Genomic DNA, 19,035 nt, shown 5'->3' with positions numbered 1-19,035 from the left:
AATAATTTACACCTGTGAGAATAATTTAATTATTTTGAGTCTTTTTTTGAAGGTGATTTTGTCAATTTAATTCAATTAATAAGTGGGGTTTGTACTTAAAAATAGTTGTTTAAAATGCGAATTGCTTTTTAAAATTAATGACTATTAATCAGCTGATTACCCTGTATACTTGAAATATTAGCTTTAGGATGTAAAACTTATTAACAAAGTGGGAAAAAGTGGTAAATTGTGGTAAAAAAATGACTACATTTGCTAAGATTATATTTATAGGTGTGTATAGATGGCAATAATTGGGACATACGAATGTAAAATAGACGCTAAAGGAAGGGTGTTGGTTCCTGCTTCTCTAAAGAAGCAGTTGCCTGCTATGTCTGATGGTTTTGTTTTAAAGCGTTCAGTGTTTGAATGTTGCTTGGAGTTATGGCCTATGGCGGAGTGGAATAGAATGATGGAGAAGATAGGACGGTTAAATCCTTTTGATAAAAAAAATGACGCATTTATTCGACGTTTCATGGCAGGGGTTAAAAATGTAGAGATTGATGATGCAGGACGTCTTTTGATAGCAAAAGATTTAATTGATTTTGCTAAGGTTAGTAAGGATATTGTTTTTTCGTCTAAGGTGAATATAATGGAAATATGGGATAAGAAGTTGTATGAGGCTACATTGGATGGAGAAGATTTTGATTTTGGTGAGTTGGCTCAAGACGTAATGAGTAATATTAATTTTGATGAGTAAAGAAGAATACGGATATCACAGACCCGTTTTGTTGACGGAAAGTATTGATGGATTAATAACGGATCCAAATGGAATATATGTAGATGTTACTTTCGGTGGAGGGGGACACTCAAAGGAGATACTTAGTCGACTAGGTAGTGAGGGGAAACTGTTCGCTTTTGATCAAGATGAAGATGCGTTGGCAAATGCTATTGATGACCCAAGGTTTACTTTGATAAATCAAAATTTTAGATATTTAAAACGCTATTTGCGTTTTTATGGAGTAAATGAAGTGGATGGTGTGTTAGGAGACTTAGGTGTTTCGTCACATCAGTTTGATGTTCCAGAGAGAGGATTCTCTACTCGTTTTGATGGAGAGTTAGATATGAGGATGAGTCAAGCAGGTGATATATCCGCATATAATGTCGTAAATGAGTACGCTGAAGCTGATTTGAGAAACATGTTTTACATGTATGGTGAATTAAAGAATGCTGGTTCTCTTGCTAATGCAATAGTGAAAGCAAGAACTGAAGAGCCAATAAAGAATACGGATGAATTGAAATTAGTGTTGGCAAGATTCTTACCAGCTCACAAAAGTGCTAAGATTTTGGCGCAAATTTATCAAGCGATTCGCATTGAGGTGAACCAAGAGATGGATGTGTTAAAAGAAATGTTGATGCAGAGTCTTGAGGTATTAAAGCCAGAGGGACGATTAAGTATTATATCATATCATTCACTAGAAGATCGCTTAGTAAAGCGATTTATGAAGAATGGTATGTTTGAAGGAGAGCCTGAGAAAGATTTCTATGGAAGATTTGAAGTTCCAATGAAACAATTAGGTAAGTTGATAATACCAACTGATGAGGAACTTGCGGTAAATAATAGAGCACGTTCTGCAAAATTGAGAATTGCTGAGAAAAAATGAAAAATAAAGTAAATAGTCCAGGTGATATAATTAAGGCTAAGATTCTCGTTAATGAGAACTCAGCTAAGACTTGGGCATTTATTATTTATATAATTATTTTGAGTTTATTGTTGATTGGTAATACACAGTCTTATGAGGCAAAAGTATTTAAGATTGCGAAGTTAACTCATGAAGTAAAGATGCTGCGGGCAGAATTCGTTGATACTAGATCTGAGTTAATGGAACTGAAGATGGAGTCTACTATTACTAAGAATCTTGAGGAGGATGGAATTCTTCCTTCAGAGACGCCAGCAACAAAGATTAAAGTAACAGAAGAAATAAAAACAGAAAGTATTTGGGATAAGTTATGGCGCTAAATAATAAAAATATTTATGTGAATATATATCTTATCTCTGCGATGGTTTTATTGTTTGCAGGAGGAATTATTTATCGCTTGATTCAAATTCAAGGGGTAGAGGGAAAAGAATTGAGAGCAAAAGCTCAAGACAAAACCAGAGTTAAGATAGAAGATATTCCTGCTAATAGAGGGAATGTGTATTCGTCAGATGGAAGTTTATTAGCAACTTCTGTTCCGGTCTTTGAAATTCGTTTTGATGGTGTAGCTCCAAGTGAGAAAGATTTTTATGGGAATGTAAAACCATTATCTGATTCATTGGGAGCGATGTTTAATAAGCCTTCTAGCTATTATGAGAATATGCTTAGAAAGGCTAGAAAGAATGGTAGTAGATATGTGTTTATAGCAAAAGATTTAAGTTATACGCAATATGTACGAGTTAAAAATTTTCCATTGCTTAAAAGAGGTCCTTATAAAGGAGGACTGATTTCTTTGCAGAAAACAATACGACAACACCCAATAGGTAGAATTGCTCAACGTACGATAGGATATGAGAGAAAGAATGAGGATAACACATTCTCAAGGGTAGGTATAGAGGGGGCATTTACTTCTTATTTAAGTGGAGTAGATGGACGTCGTAAGATGCAGAGTTTAGGTAAGGATCAGTGGAAGCCTATTAATGATGAAAATGAGATAGAACCTATAGATGGTCAAGATGTCGTCTCTACTATAGATGTTTATATTCAAGATATAGCGCACCATGCTTTATTAAAACAGTTAGAGTATTATAGTGCAGATCATGGATGTGTGGTAGTAATGGAGGTAGAGACTGGTGCTATAAGAGCTATTTCTAATTTAGGGAGATCTGAAAGCGGTAATTACTATGAGACGATTAATTATGCAATCGGTGAAAAGCACGAACCAGGATCTACATTTAAGTTGGCATCATTATTAGCACTATTAGAGAAAGGTAAAAGTGATACTGCTAGAGTATATGATACTAACGAAGGAGTAGTTAAGTTTTATAATGCTCGAGTTCGTGATTCTAAATGGGGAGGATATGGTAAGATTTCTTTAGCAAGGGGAATAGAAGTTTCTTCTAATACAGTGATAACGCAAGCGGTAAATGAAGGATTTAAAGAAAAACCAAGTGAGTTTACTAATTATTTAGGAACGTTGTGGTTAGATAGATCTTTAGATTTACCTATTAAAGGAGGAGGAGTACCTTATATGCCAAAACCAGGAAAGAAAGGTTGGAGTGGATTAGCGTTACCTTGGATGGCTTTTGGTTATGGAGTTTCGATAACGCCGTTACATACCTTGACGCTGTATAATGCGGTAGCTAATAATGGAGTAATGGTAAAACCCATGTTCGTGTCAGAAGTAAAAGAGTTTAATAAAACGGTGGTTAAGTTTGAACCTGAGGTTATTAATTCTCAAATAGCATCACCTGAAGTTATAAGCCAAGTGCAAGCAGTACTTGCAAATGTTGTGACAAAAGGGACGGGAAGAAAATTGAGCTCTCCTAATTTTTCTATGGCAGGGAAAACAGGTACTGCTCAGGTAAATTATGGAAAAGGTAAGGGAAAGGATATGTATTATTCATCTTCTTTTGCAGGATATTTTCCTATAGATAATCCTAAGTATTCATGTATAGTTATTATACATAAACCAGATAGAACGAAGAGTTATTATGGGGCGGATGTTTCTGGACCAGTGTTTAAACGTATTGCACAGAAGATTTATACAGATGTGCCTACGACGACTAGTTTAAGTAATATAGATGAAGTGCCATCAGATGTACGTAGTAGTTATAAAGATTATTATGATAAGGTAAATGCAGACCTTGAAGTGATGCCTGATGTAAGGGGAATGTATGCGATGGATGCTGTCCCTTTATTAGAAAACTTAGGTTTAAAGGTAGAAATTAAAGGTATAGGTAAGATAAAGAACCAGTCTATAATAGCTGGTCAAAAAATATTTAGAAATCAAAAAGTAGTATTAGAACTATCGTGAAAAAGTTAAACGAGTTATTACAATCAGCAAAGATGAATTCTGTTATAGGGGGTGATTTAGACCTTACTATAGGGAAGATTGCATTTGATTCACGTGAGGTTTCAAGTGACACTTTATTTGTTGCTATTTCAGGTACAGTAGTTGATGGTCATGATTATATAAGTCAGGCGATTAAAGACGGAGCAAAAGCAGTTGTCTGCGAGAAGATGCCAGAAGAATTAGCAAAAGGTGTTACATATATATTAGTAGAAGATAGTAATAAAACTCTTGCTGTAGTAGCTAGTAACTTTTATGACAATCCGTCTTCAAAGTTAAAGTTAGTAGGAGTAACAGGTACAAATGGGAAAACTACTATTGCTACCTTATTATATACTTTGTTTAAAAACTTGGGTTATCAAGCAGGATTATTATCTACGGTGATAATCAAAGTTGGAGATGTAGATTATAATGCAACACACACAACGCCTGACTCATTAACTATAAATCATTATTTAAATGAGATGGTGGAGGCTGGATGTGAATATTGTTTTATGGAAGTGAGTTCTCATGGTATCGTACAGATGCGTACACATAGCCTTGATTTTGATGGTGGTATATTTACTAATTTGACGCATGATCACTTAGATTACCACAAGACTTTTGCAGAATATAGAAATGCAAAGAAAATGTTCTTTGATCAATTAAATAGTAATGCGTTTGCGATTACTAATGTGGATGATAAGAATGGATTAATAATGACTCAGAATACAAAAGCAACTATTAAGACTTATGCTCTTAAGAATGTAGCTGATTATAAAGCAGAGGTATTAGAAAGTCAATTCTCAGGGATGTTAATGAAGATTAATCAACGTGAGATTTGGGTGCAACTAATAGGTTTGTTCAATGCATCTAATTTATTAGCAGTCTATGGTGCTGCAGTACAATTAGGAGTGAGTGAAGAACAAGCACTAATAGAAGTTAGTAAATTAACAAGTGTAGCTGGAAGATTCCAGTATGTAGTGTCTTCTAAGAAAGTTACTGCGATAGTTGATTATGCACATACACCTGATGCTCTTAAGAATGTAATAGAGACTATTAATTCTATCCGTACCTATAATGAGCAGTTGATTACTGTAGTGGGGTGTGGAGGAAATAGAGATAAAACAAAGAGACCTGAAATGGCACAGATAGCATCTGAGCTTAGTAACAAGGTTATATTTACTTCTGACAACCCTAGATTCGAAGAACCAAGTGTTATTCTTGAAGAAATGGAAGCTGGAGTAGAACCTCAAAATACTATGAAAACAATAGTGGTAGAGGATCGTAAGCAGGCGATAAAGCTAGCTTGTCAACAGGTGTTACCTGGTGATATTATTTTAATCGCTGGTAAAGGACATGAGACTTACCAAGAGATTAAAGGTGTTAGAAATCATTTTAATGATTTAGAGATTGTAACTGAATTTTTAGAACAATAGATTAAGGAAGAATACAGTATGTTATATAATTTATTTGAATACTTAGATGAATATTTTAAAATTCCAGGCGCGGGAATGTTTCACTACATTACGTTTCGCTCTGGTATGGCAATGATTTTTTCGTTGTTGATATCAATCATCTATGGTAAGAAAATTATTAAGTTTTTACATAAGTTGCAAATAGGTGAAACCGTTCGTGAGCTTGGATTAGAAGGGCAAAAAGAGAAGTCTGGTACACCTACGATGGGAGGGATTATAATTATAGTAGCTACTTTAATTCCGGTATTATTATTTGCTAAACTAAATAATACTTATGTCTTGCTTTTATTGCTAACTACAGTATGGATGGGAGCGATAGGATTTTTAGATGATTATCTAAAAATGAAAAAGAAGGATAAAGAAGGATTAAAAGGGAGATTTAAAGTAATAGGGCAAGTAGGTTTAGGGTTGATCGTGGGATCAGTACTTTATTTTAGTCCAAGTGTGACGGTACGTGAAATGCCAGCAAACCGTGTTCTAGTAGAAGAAGTTGCAAGCCGATATGATGTCAAGTCAACAGCGACAACTATTCCTTTTTTAAAAGACAATGAGTTTGATTATTCAATTTTGATTAGTTGGCTTGGTGAAGGTGCAGAGAAATATACTTGGTTGATATTTATACCTATTGTGATATTCATTGTTACAGCAGTATCGAATGGAGCTAACCTTACAGATGGTATTGATGGACTGGCCGCCGGTACTTCTGCAATCTCAACATTTGTGTTGGGAATTTTTGCGTTTATTTCAGGGAATGTTGTTTTGTCAGGTTATTTGAATATTATGTATATCCCACATTCAGGTGAGATGACCGTCTTTATAGCTTCCTTTATGGGAGCGTTGATTGGATTCTTGTGGTATAATACTTATCCTGCTCAAGTGTTTATGGGGGATACAGGAAGTTTAACTATAGGAGGAATTATAGCTGTATTAGCTATCGCAGTGCGTAAAGAGTTAATTATACCTGTGTTATGTGGTGTTTTTTTAGCAGAGAACCTATCTGTTGTTCTTCAAGTAGGATATTTTAAATATACTAAGAAAAGATATGGTGAAGGTAGAAGGATATTTTTAATGTCTCCTCTTCATCATCACTTTCAGAAAAAAGGATATCATGAGAGTAAAATTGTGACTCGCTTCTGGATTATAGGAATATTGTTAGGAATATTCTGTATTGTTTCTTTAAAGATTAGATAGTATGAAAGTGATAGTATTAGGAGCAGGAGAGAGTGGTGTAGGAACAGCTGTCTTAGCCAAGACCAAAGGGTACGATGTATTTGTATCAGATTTTGGATTGATTAGCGATAAGTATAAAGCTATTCTTAACGAGTTTGATATTCGTTGGGAAGAGGATAAACATACAGAAGAAGAGATATTAAGTGGAAATATAGTAGTGAAAAGCCCTGGGATACCAGATAAAGTAGCTATTATTCAAAAGGTATTAGCAGCTGATATTGACGTAATATCTGAGATAGAGTTTGCTTATACTTTTAATACAGAACCATCTGTTGCTATAACAGGTAGTAATGGTAAAACTACAACGACGATGCTAACTTATCATTTATTGAGTAAGGGAGGTTTAAACGTCGGAATTGGTGGAAATATTGGAGAAAGCTATGCTAAACAAGTAGCTGTAAACCCTGAAAAATGTTTTGTGTTAGAATTGAGCAGTTTTCAGTTGGATGGTATTCGTAAATACCGTCCTCATATAGCCGTTATTACTAATATTAGTCCAGATCACTTAGACAGATATGATTATAAGTATGAAAATTATATCAATGCTAAGTTTAGAATTACGATGAATCAAACATCAGATGATTATCTTATTTATGATTATGACGATGTAGAGATTCAACGTTGGTTAACTAATAATAAAACTGCGGCTAAGAAAGTTCCATTTTCTATTTCTAAGAAATTAGAGTACGGTGCTTATTTAGAAGGGCAAAATATTGTAGTAGCGATGGATAAAGAGACTATTGTTTTACCAATCAGTGAGCTTGGGATTGAAGGAAAGCACAATGTTAAAAATGCGATGGCAGCAACTGCTGTTGCTCAATTAAAGAGGATTAGAAAACAGAGTATAAGAGAAAGTTTATCTGATTTTCAAGGTGCAGAACATCGATTAGAAAAAGTGGCGAAAGTTGAGAACGTTCAATATATTAATGATTCTAAAGCAACGAATATCAATGCTACTTTTTTTGCATTAGAAAGTATGAAAACTCCAACAGTGTGGATTGTAGGGGGGGTAGATAAAGGGAATGACTATGATGAGTTAATGCCTCTTGTTAGAGAGAAAGTAAAGAGTATTATTTGTTTAGGAGTGGATAACTCTAAGATCAAGACTGCTTATGAAAGTGTTGTTGATACATTGATTGAGGTACAAAGTATGGTAGATGCTGTAAAGATGGCTCAACGTCTAGCAGAGAGTGGGGATACGGTATTGCTGTCTCCAGCATGTGCGAGTTTTGATTTGTTTAAAAATTATGAGGATAGAGGACTTCAGTTTAAGGAAGAAGTAAATAATCTATAAGAATGAAATGAAAAAGTTAGTTGCAAATTTATATGGAGATAAACATATATGGACAGTAATATTTTTGCTGGCCTTATTTTCGTTTGTACCTGTGTATAGCGCTAGTACTAACTTAGTTTATACAATAGGTACTGGAAAGTCAACTTTTTCGTATCTGTTTAAGCATTTTACTCATTTATCAATTGGTTTTATACTGCTGTATATCGTACATAGATTAGAGTATCGCTATTTTAGATCTATATCTATTTTGGCGATGCCTGTGGCTATAGTTCTGTTGTTTTTTACTTTAATACAAGGTAAAACAATTGGAGGAGCTAACGCAAGTAGATGGTTAGATTTTGGCTTTATCCAGATTCAACCATCAGCTATTGCAGCTATAGTATTGTTAGGATATGTAGCCCAATATCTTGTAAGTATACAAGATAAGAAAGTTGAGTTTTGGCCTTCAGCATTAAAGTTATGGCTACCTGTTTTGGTTGTAGTGGGATTGATTTTTCCTGCCAATTTTTCAACAGCAGCTTTGATTTTTTTAATGGTAGGTATATTAGTATTTGTGGGTAAGTATCCTTTTAAATATTTGGCAGCTATTTTTGGTGCAGGTATATTATTAGTTACATTATTTGTATTCGCTGCAAAAACGTTACCAGAAGGTACAATGCCAAATCGTGTTGATACATGGATTAGTCGTATAGATAGATTTGCAAATGCAGATGAGGGAGGAAAGGACTTATATCAAGTAGATAATGCTAAGATAGCTATAGCTTCAGGTGGAATAGTTGGTAAAGGACCTGGAAAAAGCATACAAAAGAATTTTTTACCACAATCATCCTCTGACTTTATTTATGCGATAATTGTTGAGGAATATGGTTTGTTAGGTGGGCTATCTGTTCTTTTTTTGTATTTATATTTATTTTTTAGATTTTTAATAGCAGCACATAAAGCACCTACGTTGTTTGGAAAGTTATTAGTTACAGGATTGGGGTTCTATTTTATTTTTCAAGCCTTAATTAATATGGGGGTTGCAGTTTCATTATTGCCCACAACAGGACAGACTTTGCCTTTAATAAGTAGTGGAGGGACATCAATTTGGATGACTTGTATCTCACTAGGTGTGATTTTAAGTGTTACTAAAAAAGAACAGGAAATACAGAGACAAGAATTAGAGAGACAAATTGAGGAAGAGAGGATGCAGACTGAATTGGCAAAACAAGAGGAGCTCAGACAAAGTCAGGAAATATTAAATTAGAATAGTTATTATATGAAACATACACCAAGAGTAATATTAAGCGGTGGAGGTACAGGAGGACATATATATCCTGCGATAGCTATTGCTAATGAAATAAAGAGTAGGTATCCTGATGCAGAGATTTTATTCGTAGGTGCAGAGAATAAGATGGAGATGCAGAAGGTTCCACAAGCTGGATATAAGATTGAAGGATTGTGGATATCGGGTATCCAAAGAAAACTAACTATTGACAACTTAGCATTTCCTTTTAAGCTTATAAGTAGTTTATGGAAGTCTAGTAAAATAATAAAGAGGTTTAAGCCTGATGTAGTTATTGGAACAGGTGGTTTTGCGAGTGGTGCTGTTGTAAAAGTAGCAGCAGGAAAGGGAATACCAACCCTAATACAAGAACAAAACTCTTTTCCAGGAATAACAAATAAGTTGTTAGGAAAGAAGGCAAATAAGATATGTGTAGCTTATGACAACTTGGGAAGATTCTTTCCAGAGTCAAAGATTATAAAGACAGGTAACCCTGTCAGAAGTGGTTTATTGAATGTGGGTTCTAATAAAGAAGAAGGGATTCTTTCTTTTGGATTAGAAGTGAATAGACCTATTCTTTTAGTATTAGGAGGAAGTCTAGGAGCACGCAGAATAAATCAACTAATAGAAGATAATTTAGAAGAGATTAGGAGTAAGAATATTCAGGTAATCTGGCAATGTGGAAAGCTTTATTACGATGAGTATAAAAAGTATCAGACAGAAGATGTACGAGTATTTGCTTTCATAGAAAAGATGAATCTAGCATATGGTATAGCAGATTATGTAATCTCTAGAGCAGGAGCTTCTTCTATTTCTGAGTTAGCATTAGTGGGAAAACCAGTGATATTTATCCCGTCTCCTAATGTTGCTGAAGACCATCAAACGAAGAATGCGATGAGCATTGTGAATGAAGAGGGAGCTATATTAATAAAAGAAGCTGAATTAAAAGAAAAGTTTCTACCAACGTTTAGTGCGTTAGTAGAGAATAAGGATTTACAGATGAAATTAGGTACTAACTTTAGAAAGTTAGGGTTGCCAAACGCAACAAGTGATATTGTAGATCAAGTAGAAGCAATAATGAAGAAATAGTTATGGAATTAAATAAGATAAAGAGCGTTTTTTTTATAGGCATAGGTGGTATCGGTATGAGTGCCTTGGCTCGTTATTTTAAATTTTTAGGCAAGAATGTTGGTGGATATGATAAAACGCCAACTCAATTAACAGATGAATTAGTAGAAGCAGGTATTGATATTCACTTTGAGGATAATCTTGACCTAGTTGATGCAGTATATAAAGATAAGGAGACAACCTTAGTGGTAGTAACTCCTGCCATTCCAAAATCACATAGTGAATGGAATTATTATATTAATGAAGGGTTTGATATTCGTAAACGTTCTGAGGTTTTAGGATTAATAACGAAAGATACCTATTGCTTTGCAGTTGCTGGTACACATGGTAAAACGACTACAACTAGTATTCTAGGACACTTGTTGTTCCAAGCGAAAGTTGATGTTACTGCATTCGTAGGCGGGGTAGTTGAGAATTATCAGACAAACTTAATTGGGAGTGGAACTACTGTTACCGTAGTGGAAGCTGATGAGTTTGATCGTTCATTCTTAAGATTGTATCCTGATACAGCGTGTATTACTTCTACAGAGGCTGACCATCTTGATATATTTGGTACAGCAGAGGAAATGTTAGTTGCATTTAATGATTTTGCTAATAAAGTAGAAGACAAAACGAAGTTTTTTAAGACAGAATGTGTTGACTTAGATGGTATCAAAGTTGGATTTGGAGAAGATTGTAGTTATAAGATTGAGAATATTCGTATAGATAACGGTTGGTATATCTTTGATATAATAACACCAAAAGAAAGAATTGTAAATGTTCGTTTTGGATTACCAGGGAGACATAATTTATCTAATGCTTTAGTAGCTTTTGCCATGGCATATACTTATGGAGTAGATCCAAAAGTACTAGTTGAAGGCTTAGAGAGTTTTCAAGGAGTTAGAAGACGTTTTTCTTATAAGATAAGAAGAGATAACTTTATCTATATAGATGATTATGCACATCATCCTACAGAGATTTTAGCTGTAAGCCAAGCTGTGCATGAGTTATATGGAGATAAGAAGGTGGTGGCAGTATTTCAACCACATTTATACAGTCGTACGAAAGACTTTATGAATGAGTTTGCTTCAGCACTATCTACTTTTGAGCATGTAGTTCTTCTGGATATTTATCCTGCTAGAGAATTGCCTATAGAAGGAGTTACATCAACAGCATTGCTAGAAGGAGTTACTTCTAAAGTTAAGGTAGTTCTACAGAAAGAAGAATTAGTACCTTATTTAAGGGCATCGAATGCTGAGTTAGTATTGACGATAGGAGCAGGTGATTTAGGAGAAATGGTAGAAGATATAAAAAAGGGATTGGAATAAACTATAAAGATTAGGACGTGAAAAAGTTGTTTAAAAGTATAAAATGGTCAGATGTTCGCATATTGCTTATATGTGGATTGTTACTGTTTTTATATTCTTTTACAAATAAACGTAGTAAGGCAAGTGAAGTGTCGGGTATCAGTGTTGTTTTTAAAGAAAGTGAAGAACACTTCGTAACTACTGAAGAAATTCGCAATTTGGTTAAAAATAAATTTCCAAAAACTTCCGAGATTAATAGAAGTGTTTTAGATTTGAATAATCTAGAGAAAAATGTACTGAAAAATGAATTAATCAGAAATGCAGATGTTTATTTGACAGTAGATAATAAACTAATCGTTGATATTTGGCAAAAAAAAGCAATAGGAAGAGTCGTAGACGGTGATAAAAATTACTATCTTGATGAATTAGGAAAGAGGATGCCATTGTCATCAAATTTCTCGGACAGAGTCCCAATGGTGCAAGGGACAGTGAAAGCGAATAATGAGAGAGAAATCAAGGAAATGCTAGAGTTAATAAACAAAGACGATTTTTTAAAAGAAGATATAACTGGTATTATAATAGAACCTAAAGGAACTTTAATGTTAGTGAGTCGTACTAATCGCTTTGATATTCTTTTTGGTGGGTTTGACGAGAAAGAATTAAAGCTACAGAATTACAAGGCTTTTGTACAGTATTTGAGAAGATCGAGTGTAGAGCAAGATGTGTACAAGTACATAAACCTTAAGTTTACCCAACAAGTGGTATGCACTAAATAGAAAAATGAGTATGGAAAAAGAAAATATAGCTGTAGGTTTAGACATTGGGACAACTAAGATTGTAGCAATGATCGGAAAGAAAAACGAATACGGTAAACTAGAAATTTTAGGATTAGGAAAAGCTAAAAGTCTAGGAGTAAAAAGAGGTGTAGTTAATAATATAACACAGACTATTCAGTCTATTCAAAATGCGGTGACAGATGCTGAGTCTGCTGCAGGGTATAAGATAAAGAATGTCGTTGTGGGTATAGCAGGACAACACATCCGAAGTATTCAACATAGTGATTACATAAGTAGAGATAATCCCGATGAAGTAATTGGTGATAAAGATATTGAGCAATTAATTACTCAAGTTCAAAAGCTAAGCATGCTTCCTGGAGAAGAAATTATACATGTACTTCCGCAAGAATTTAAAATTGATGGTGAACCTGGTATTAAGGAGCCTATCGGAATGTATGGAAGTAGACTAGAGGCAGTATTTCATGTAGTAGTAGGTCAAGCAGCTTTGATTAAGAATGCTGGTAGATGTATTAAAGATGCTGGATTAGAGCTTTCGGGGATCACCTTAGAGCCTTTAGCATCAGCAGAAGCTGTCTTAAGTCAAGAAGAAAAAGAAGCAGGAGTAGCGCTTATCGATATAGGTGGTGGTACAACTGATTTGGCAATTTTTAAAGATGGAATCATTCGTCATACAGCTGTAGTACCATTCGGAGGTAATGTTATTACAGAGGATATTAAAGAAGGATGTTCTATCATTGAACGTCAAGCAGAGATTCTTAAAGTTAAGTTTGGTTCTGCATGGCCAGGTGAGAATAAAGATAATGAAATAGTATCAATACCTGGATTAAGAGGAAAAGAGCCTAAAGAAATATCTTTAAAGAACCTTTCTAAAATTATTCATGCTCGTGTAGAAGAAATAGTGCAATTGGTCTTTTCTGAAATTAAAAGCTATGGATATGAGAATCCTCAAAAGAAATTAATAGCTGGTATTGTATTAACTGGAGGTGGTTCTGAGCTAAAACATATTAAGCAATTAGTTGAATATATTACAGGTATAGATACCCGTATTGGATATCCAAATGAACATTTAGCAGGAGATTCTAATTTAGAAATATCTAGCCCATTATATGCAACAGCAGTTGGATTAGTAATGGAAAGTGAAAGACATCAAATTAAAGGAGCTGTGTCTTTAGAAGATATTGCAAAAGAGCATAAAGCTCCTGAGGTAGTGGTTTCTAATGTTAATCACATAGAACCAGTGATAGAGCATAAAGCAGAATCACATGATCCACTAGAAACTATTAGTTCTGATAGAACTAAAGTGTCTGAAGAACCAAAAGAAAAAGAATTTAGATCGCCAACGGCAGAAAAATTTGAATCTAATTTCTTTGGTACTTTTTTTAGAAAAATTAAAGATTTTATTGAAAAGCAAGAATAAAAAGGCTACGTATATGGAGAATACAGATTTTGGAGGAATAAAGTTTGATTTACCTAAAAATCAATCAAACGTTATCAAAGTAATAGGTGTAGGAGGTGGTGGAAGTAATGCTATTAATCACATGTTCCAACAAGGAATTAAAGGTGTGGATTTTATAGTGTGTAATACTGACTCTCAAGCATTAGAAAATAGTCCAGTTCCAACGAAAATTCAGTTAGGGGTTAATCTTACTGAAGGTTTAGGTGCTGGAGCTAATCCAGAAGTAGGCCAACAGTCTGCTTTAGAAAGCATAGAGGATATTGAGAAGATGCTTGATACTAATACTAAGATGGTGTTCATCACTGCTGGTATGGGTGGAGGTACTGGTACAGGTGCTGCTCCAGTAATTGCTCAATTATCTAAAGAACGCGATATTCTAACAGTTGGTATTGTAACTATTCCTTTTCAATTTGAAGGAAAAGTTAGACAAGACCAAGCCTTAAAAGGTGTAGAACGTTTGCGTAAGCAGGTTGATTCATTAGTGGTTATCAATAATAATAAGTTACGTGAAGTATATGGTAATTTAGGATTCAAAGCCGGTTTCTCCAAAGCCGACGAAGTCTTATCTACTGCAGCGCGTGGGATAGCGGAAGTTATTACACACCACTATACTCAGAATATTGACTTAAAAGATGCTAAGACAGTATTATCGGATAGTGGTACAGCTATAATGGGATCTGCTACAGCTTCAGGCGAAACTAGAGCTAAGGATGCTATTGTAGATGCATTAGATTCTCCATTGTTAAATGATAATAAAATTAGCGGAGCTAAGAACGTATTGTTGTTAATCGTTTCAGGAGCTAATGAAATTACAATTGACGAAATAGGAGAAATCAATGATCATATTCAGACTGAGGCTGGTCATAATGCTAACATTATCATGGGGGTTGGTGAAGACGAATCTTTAGGTGATGCTATTTCTGTAACTATAATTGCTACAGGATTTAACATTGAGCAACAAAAAAATATTGTTACAACAGGTGAACCAAGCAAAATTATTCATGTCCTAGAAGGTGAACAAAAATTAGAACATAATCTATTGCAGGTGACAACTGAGCCATTTGGCTATTCTTCTCCAGATGAACCTTTGTCTAAAGTAACAAGTGCTTTAGTAAACGAAGAGGAAATTGATGACGAAGTAGATAAAATCACTGTTCATCAATTAGGAGATTTTGATGATAGTGATGAAAGTGATAATTATGATTTTAGTGATGCTGGTTTTGAAATAACTCCAGGAACAGAGAGCACTGAGAAAGTAAGAGAAGCTAATGGATTAGATGTTTTTTTTGAAATAGTTACACCTGCAGAAGAGGTAAAAAAAAATATTAATATTTCAGAAGAACAAATTTTAACAAAAACTAAGGATATTCGTGATATTAATGTTGTTGATCCTGAGTTTGTTATTGTAAATGTAGCAAAACAACCTGAATCTTTCTTATCTCAAAAAGTACCTACAAGTGCACCTGTAGTCTATCATTTAGAAGAGGAAGAAATAGTTGAGATTAAGGCTAAAGCAGCGTATTCTGGAGAAATTAAGGTAGGACAAAATATAAGTACTCCTAAAGAAGAGATTATTATGTTCTCTTTAGAAGATTATACTGATAAAGAGTCTGAATTAGCATCGGCTAAGCCAATTAATATGCACCAGGATGAGATAGAGGATGAATTTAAATTTTCTATTAAATCTGACGAGATTGCACCAACTGTTGATACAGTTGTAAGCGCTGTAGAAGAGGATTTAGATGAAGTAAATCCTATAGAAATGAGCATAGAAGAATTTACTTTAAAAAGTCGTGCTGCTGAACGAAGAAAAAAAATGAAGGAGTTTAATTACAAATTCAATAATACAAACAATCAATTATCAGAGTTAGAGAAAGAACCTGCATACAAACGCAGTGGTGTAGATTTAAATGAGACTGAAGATACTAGTACTAAATCAAGAATTACTTTTGGTCTGGATAGTAATAATGACGGACAATTGAGATCTAATAACTCTTATTTGCATGATAATGTAGATTAGTTATATTTTAACTAAAGATATAGAGCCCGAAAGATTATAATCTTTCGGGCTTTTTTATATATTTGCACAAAATAAAATAAATTTGATATGAGTTTACAATCAAAGATAATGGATGCTATAAAAGATGCGATGAAAGCGAAAAACACAGTCGCTTTAGAAGCATTAAGAGCAGTAAAGTCAGAGTTATTATTAGCTCAAACTCAATCAGGAGCACAAACTGATCTTACAGAGGAAGAAGAGATAAAGATTCTTCAGAAATTAGTAAAACAAAGAAAAGATAGTGCTAATATTTTTTCAACGCAAAATAGAAATGATTTAGCAGAACCTGAAATTGCTCAGGCGGCTATTATAGAACAATTTTTGCCAGAGCAGTTATCAGAAGCAGAAGTTCAAAAAATAATTGGAGAGATAATTAGTAAAGGCGGTTTTAGTGGCATGTCTTCTATGGGACAAGTGATGGGAATCGCAACTAAAGAGTTGGCTGGTAAAGCTGATGGAAAAACTATCTCTTCCGTAGTAAAATCACTATTATCTTAATAGATGATTTAATGTCCGTGTAGTTCAACTGGATAGAATATCAGATTTCGGCTCTGAGGGTTGGGGGTTCGAGCCCTCCCGCGGACGCAAAATATATACGCTATTACTTTAACAAAGGTAATAGCGTTTTTTGTTTATGAGTAAGTGTTATTTCGTAGGTATGGTCTAAATACCATAATATACTGTGTACTTATAAAAATTTGCCAGCAAGGGCTTTAGACATTGGTATTTCTAATCTCATTTTTATATAAAGGGTTAATAGGTGGAGTTGTTAGATTATATGTTAGTCTGACTATTAGAAATTCTATTTGAATATGTTTTTGTGATCAATAACGATTGACAGGAGAATAAGTAGAGCATTATTGGGCAAAACAGTATATAGTCCTACTATTGTGCAAGTATAGTCCAAGAAATGTCCTAGGATCTACTATCAGTGCCTATATTCATTGGCATTGTCAAGAGGTGCAGATGTAAATGTAAATTGAGTTTTTTTATTAAATAGTTGGTTTGCAATGAATTGTGTTTTTGTGTGAATTAAAAAAAATAATAAAAAAGTAGTTTTTAAATTTGTTTTGATGGTAAAGGACTGGAATTGGTTAAAAAAATAGATATTTTAATAGGTATTATCTTATTTTTTGACTGTTTTAAAGGGTTAAAATAAAAAAAATACCCTCTAAATTTTAGTGTTCTAATCCTGCGTGATATTTCTACTTGTAAATTGGCTTATAGGTGTGGATTGATATATTGTCTCCTTTATGACATTTGATGTAAGTTTATCAGCTGGAGTTTTAGAGTAACTTTTTGAGTAAATAAAGTATGATTTTGACTAATGAGGCAATAAAATACTTAAATCTGATAAATATCATTTTTTTAAGAGTTAGGTTGGTTTAAATTTGTCGTAACAAAATGGAAATTGTAATGACAAAGAATGTTCAAGTTTCTAATATTATGGCTAAGGATGTTGTCAAATTAAATTTGACTGATTCATTGACAGATGCAGAAAAATTGTTCAAGGATTTTAGAATTAAACATTTGCCAGTTATTTCAGGAGGTAAATTAGTAGGAATGTTAAGTTATACTGATTTAATAAGAATTAGCTTGGCAGAAACGACAGACGAAGATGATGAAGTTGTTGATATGACTGTATATAATATGTTCTCTATAGAACAAGTTATGGTTAAAGATGTAATAACAATTCAAGCAGATTTAAGTGTTCGGGATGCGGCAGAAATAATTATGGAAAAAGGATTTAGATCGTTGCCTGTAATGGAAGGTAATGTCTTAATAGGTATGCTTACGAGTACGGATTTAATTAAGTACTTGATTAAGCAGTGTGATAAGGAATAAAAAAATTGCTATAAAAAAGATTATTATATTTTGTAGTTTGTGAGTTTGGCTACGAAATAACATATTGTTGTTTGAAAAAAGCATTAGGGGTGAGTTCTAATGCTTTTTTTTGTTTTGTATATACGTTAGTTTTAGAAATATAGTTAAGAAGTGAAGATGTTTACTGTGATATCTAGAGTGGATTCTTATATTTGTTTATCATAAAACTAATATAAATATGAATGATTTATATCAAGCGCTCTTAATTGAAGCAAAAAAGATACTAGGATTAAGTGATCTAAGAGTGGAAGAACGATTAAAAAAGATTTGTGTTCTTTTACATGAGCAGATTTCTTATTACGACTGGGTTGGATTTTACTTTGCATTTCATGATAAACAGGAGCTTTATTTAGGACCATATTCAGGACCAGAAACAGATCATACTGTAATACCTTTCGGTAAAGGTATATGTGGACAGGTTGCTGTGAGTAATGAGACATTCCTAGTAGAAGATGTTACGGCTCAAGATAACTATATAGCATGTAGTATTACTGTTAAGTCGGAGATAGTTGTGCCTCTTTTTGTTAATGGTGTTAATATCGGGCAGATAGATATTGATTCTAATCAAATTAACGCATTTACACCTGAAGATCAATTGTTTTTAGAAGAGTTAAATAGCTATATATCATGTCTTTATGTTTGATTTATAACTAAAAGTTATTTTGCTATAAAAAGAGAGTTTTTTATAGTTGTATTTATAAAAAAATAAAATTACCTTTGCAAACGTAAATATGGTACTACCATATTATATACATAAAAATCATTAAATAATATTAGCATGTATTTATCAAAAGAGAAAAAAGCTGAGATCTTCGTACAACACGGAGGAAAAGCTGAGAACACTGGTTCTGCTGAAGGACAAATTGCTTTGTTTACATTCAGAATTTCACATTTAACTGAGCACTTAAAAAGAAATCGTAAAGATTATAATACTGAGCGTTCATTAGTTCTTTTAGTTGGTAAAAGAAGAAGACTTCTTGACTACTTAAAGAATACAGAAATTAACAGATACCGTGAGATTATCAAAGAATTGAATATTAGAAAATAATCAATAGTAAAGAGGTGCCCTTGTGCGCCTCTTTTTCTTTTTAGCCTTTTTAGCAAAAAAAGTCTGGTTTTTCATTGGGTTTCATACAACTACACAACACACACAA

Annotated in this window: 17 protein-coding genes and 1 tRNA gene; all 18 read left to right on the top strand. The window is 33.7% G+C overall.

Annotated features, from left to right (window positions below; all coding sequences use genetic code 11):
- Window positions 1-280 precede the first annotated feature (280 nt).
- The 18 genes from mraZ (at window position 281) to rpsO (ending at window position 18,929) form a co-directional block, all read left to right on the top strand.
- Complete coding sequence (mraZ, locus tag LNQ81_RS03780; protein WP_229944843.1) at window positions 281-736, top strand: division/cell wall cluster transcriptional repressor MraZ; 456 nt, start codon at window positions 281-283, stop codon at window positions 734-736.
- Window positions 729-1,640, top strand: a complete 912-nt coding sequence (gene rsmH / locus LNQ81_RS03775) for a 16S rRNA (cytosine(1402)-N(4))-methyltransferase RsmH (protein WP_229944842.1) — start codon at window positions 729-731, stop codon at window positions 1,638-1,640. Before mraZ ends, rsmH begins: the two co-directional genes overlap by 8 nt.
- Window positions 1,637-1,996 carry an FtsL-like putative cell division protein gene (locus LNQ81_RS03770; protein WP_229944841.1) on the top strand — a complete coding sequence of 120 codons (360 nt, stop codon included), beginning with the start codon at window positions 1,637-1,639 and terminating at the stop codon, window positions 1,994-1,996. The genes rsmH and LNQ81_RS03770 overlap by 4 nt, the downstream gene beginning before the upstream one ends.
- On the top strand, window positions 1,987-3,990 hold the full coding sequence (locus LNQ81_RS03765) for a penicillin-binding protein (RefSeq protein ID WP_229944840.1): 2,004 nt from the start codon (window positions 1,987-1,989) through the stop codon (window positions 3,988-3,990). The genes LNQ81_RS03770 and LNQ81_RS03765 overlap by 10 nt, the downstream gene beginning before the upstream one ends.
- The gene (locus tag LNQ81_RS03760; protein WP_229944839.1) at window positions 3,987-5,444 is read left to right on the top strand and encodes a UDP-N-acetylmuramoyl-L-alanyl-D-glutamate--2,6-diaminopimelate ligase; all 1,458 of its coding nucleotides are present in this window, start codon (window positions 3,987-3,989) and stop codon (window positions 5,442-5,444) included. Before LNQ81_RS03765 ends, LNQ81_RS03760 begins: the two co-directional genes overlap by 4 nt.
- An 18-nt stretch (window positions 5,445-5,462) precedes the next feature.
- Complete coding sequence (gene mraY / locus LNQ81_RS03755; RefSeq protein ID WP_229944838.1) at window positions 5,463-6,674, top strand: phospho-N-acetylmuramoyl-pentapeptide-transferase; 1,212 nt, start codon at window positions 5,463-5,465, stop codon at window positions 6,672-6,674.
- A 1-nt stretch (window position 6,675) separates the two neighbouring features.
- Window positions 6,676-8,007, top strand: a complete 1,332-nt coding sequence (gene murD / locus LNQ81_RS03750; protein WP_229944837.1) for a UDP-N-acetylmuramoyl-L-alanine--D-glutamate ligase — start codon at window positions 6,676-6,678, stop codon at window positions 8,005-8,007.
- Between the two features lie 7 nt (window positions 8,008-8,014).
- The gene (locus LNQ81_RS03745) at window positions 8,015-9,253 is read left to right on the top strand and encodes an FtsW/RodA/SpoVE family cell cycle protein (protein WP_229944836.1); all 1,239 of its coding nucleotides are present in this window, start codon (window positions 8,015-8,017) and stop codon (window positions 9,251-9,253) included.
- 12 nt (window positions 9,254-9,265) lie between these two features.
- The gene (gene murG / locus LNQ81_RS03740) at window positions 9,266-10,360 is read left to right on the top strand and encodes an undecaprenyldiphospho-muramoylpentapeptide beta-N-acetylglucosaminyltransferase (protein WP_229944835.1); all 1,095 of its coding nucleotides are present in this window, start codon (window positions 9,266-9,268) and stop codon (window positions 10,358-10,360) included.
- Window positions 10,361-10,362: 2 nt separating this feature from the next.
- Window positions 10,363-11,706, top strand: coding sequence for a UDP-N-acetylmuramate--L-alanine ligase (gene murC / locus LNQ81_RS03735; protein ID WP_229944834.1), 1,344 nt, complete (start codon window positions 10,363-10,365; stop codon window positions 11,704-11,706).
- A 17-nt stretch (window positions 11,707-11,723) separates the two neighbouring features.
- Window positions 11,724-12,461, top strand: a complete 738-nt coding sequence (locus tag LNQ81_RS03730; protein WP_229944833.1) for a cell division protein FtsQ — start codon at window positions 11,724-11,726, stop codon at window positions 12,459-12,461.
- Between the two features lie 10 nt (window positions 12,462-12,471).
- On the top strand, window positions 12,472-13,899 hold the full coding sequence (gene ftsA / locus LNQ81_RS03725) for a cell division protein FtsA (RefSeq protein ID WP_229944832.1): 1,428 nt from the start codon (window positions 12,472-12,474) through the stop codon (window positions 13,897-13,899).
- A gap of 13 nt (window positions 13,900-13,912) precedes the next feature.
- The gene (gene ftsZ, locus LNQ81_RS03720) at window positions 13,913-15,958 is read left to right on the top strand and encodes a cell division protein FtsZ (protein ID WP_229944831.1); all 2,046 of its coding nucleotides are present in this window, start codon (window positions 13,913-13,915) and stop codon (window positions 15,956-15,958) included.
- A gap of 87 nt (window positions 15,959-16,045) precedes the next feature.
- Window positions 16,046-16,495 carry a GatB/YqeY domain-containing protein gene (locus tag LNQ81_RS03715; protein WP_229944830.1) on the top strand — a complete coding sequence of 150 codons (450 nt, stop codon included), beginning with the start codon at window positions 16,046-16,048 and terminating at the stop codon, window positions 16,493-16,495.
- 13 nt (window positions 16,496-16,508) lie between these two features.
- Window positions 16,509-16,582 (top strand) — tRNA-Arg (locus tag LNQ81_RS03710).
- A gap of 831 nt (window positions 16,583-17,413) precedes the next feature.
- The gene (locus LNQ81_RS03705) at window positions 17,414-17,842 is read left to right on the top strand and encodes a CBS domain-containing protein (protein ID WP_229944829.1); all 429 of its coding nucleotides are present in this window, start codon (window positions 17,414-17,416) and stop codon (window positions 17,840-17,842) included.
- 217 nt (window positions 17,843-18,059) lie between these two features.
- Window positions 18,060-18,524, top strand: a complete 465-nt coding sequence (locus tag LNQ81_RS03700; protein ID WP_229944828.1) for a GAF domain-containing protein — start codon at window positions 18,060-18,062, stop codon at window positions 18,522-18,524.
- Window positions 18,525-18,659: 135 nt separating this feature from the next.
- Window positions 18,660-18,929, top strand: a complete 270-nt coding sequence (rpsO, locus tag LNQ81_RS03695; RefSeq protein ID WP_229944827.1) for a 30S ribosomal protein S15 — start codon at window positions 18,660-18,662, stop codon at window positions 18,927-18,929.
- Window positions 18,930-19,035 lie beyond the last annotated feature (106 nt).

Source organism: Myroides oncorhynchi (assembly GCF_020905415.1).
GTDB classification, from domain to species: Bacteria; Bacteroidota; Bacteroidia; order Flavobacteriales; family Flavobacteriaceae; genus Flavobacterium; species Flavobacterium oncorhynchi_A.
Note: the sequence above shows the minus strand (reverse complement) of the source record. Positions and strands in the feature narration are given on the sequence as shown.

Bases quoted from the DNA above. Each gene is read 5' to 3' on its own strand.
- murG (WP_229944835.1), top strand. From the start codon at position 9,266: ATGAAACATACACCAAGAGTAATATTAAGCGGTGGAGGTACAGGAGGA.
- ftsZ (WP_229944831.1), top strand. From the start codon at position 13,913: ATGGAGAATACAGATTTTGGAGGAATAAAGTTTGATTTACCTAAAAAT.
- LNQ81_RS03770 (WP_229944841.1), top strand. From the start codon at position 1,637: ATGAAAAATAAAGTAAATAGTCCAGGTGATATAATTAAGGCTAAGATT.
- LNQ81_RS03745 (WP_229944836.1), top strand. From the start codon at position 8,015: ATGAAAAAGTTAGTTGCAAATTTATATGGAGATAAACATATATGGACA.
- murD (WP_229944837.1), top strand. From the start codon at position 6,676: ATGAAAGTGATAGTATTAGGAGCAGGAGAGAGTGGTGTAGGAACAGCT.
- LNQ81_RS03700 (WP_229944828.1), top strand. From the start codon at position 18,060: ATGAATGATTTATATCAAGCGCTCTTAATTGAAGCAAAAAAGATACTA.
- LNQ81_RS03715 (WP_229944830.1), top strand. From the start codon at position 16,046: ATGAGTTTACAATCAAAGATAATGGATGCTATAAAAGATGCGATGAAA.
- rpsO (WP_229944827.1), top strand. From the start codon at position 18,660: ATGTATTTATCAAAAGAGAAAAAAGCTGAGATCTTCGTACAACACGGA.
- LNQ81_RS03765 (WP_229944840.1), top strand. From the start codon at position 1,987: ATGGCGCTAAATAATAAAAATATTTATGTGAATATATATCTTATCTCT.
- murC (WP_229944834.1), top strand. From the start codon at position 10,363: ATGGAATTAAATAAGATAAAGAGCGTTTTTTTTATAGGCATAGGTGGT.
- LNQ81_RS03705 (WP_229944829.1), top strand. From the start codon at position 17,414: ATGACAAAGAATGTTCAAGTTTCTAATATTATGGCTAAGGATGTTGTC.
- ftsA (WP_229944832.1), top strand. From the start codon at position 12,472: ATGGAAAAAGAAAATATAGCTGTAGGTTTAGACATTGGGACAACTAAG.
- rsmH (WP_229944842.1), top strand. From the start codon at position 729: ATGAGTAAAGAAGAATACGGATATCACAGACCCGTTTTGTTGACGGAA.
- mraZ (WP_229944843.1), top strand. From the start codon at position 281: ATGGCAATAATTGGGACATACGAATGTAAAATAGACGCTAAAGGAAGG.
- mraY (WP_229944838.1), top strand. From the start codon at position 5,463: ATGTTATATAATTTATTTGAATACTTAGATGAATATTTTAAAATTCCA.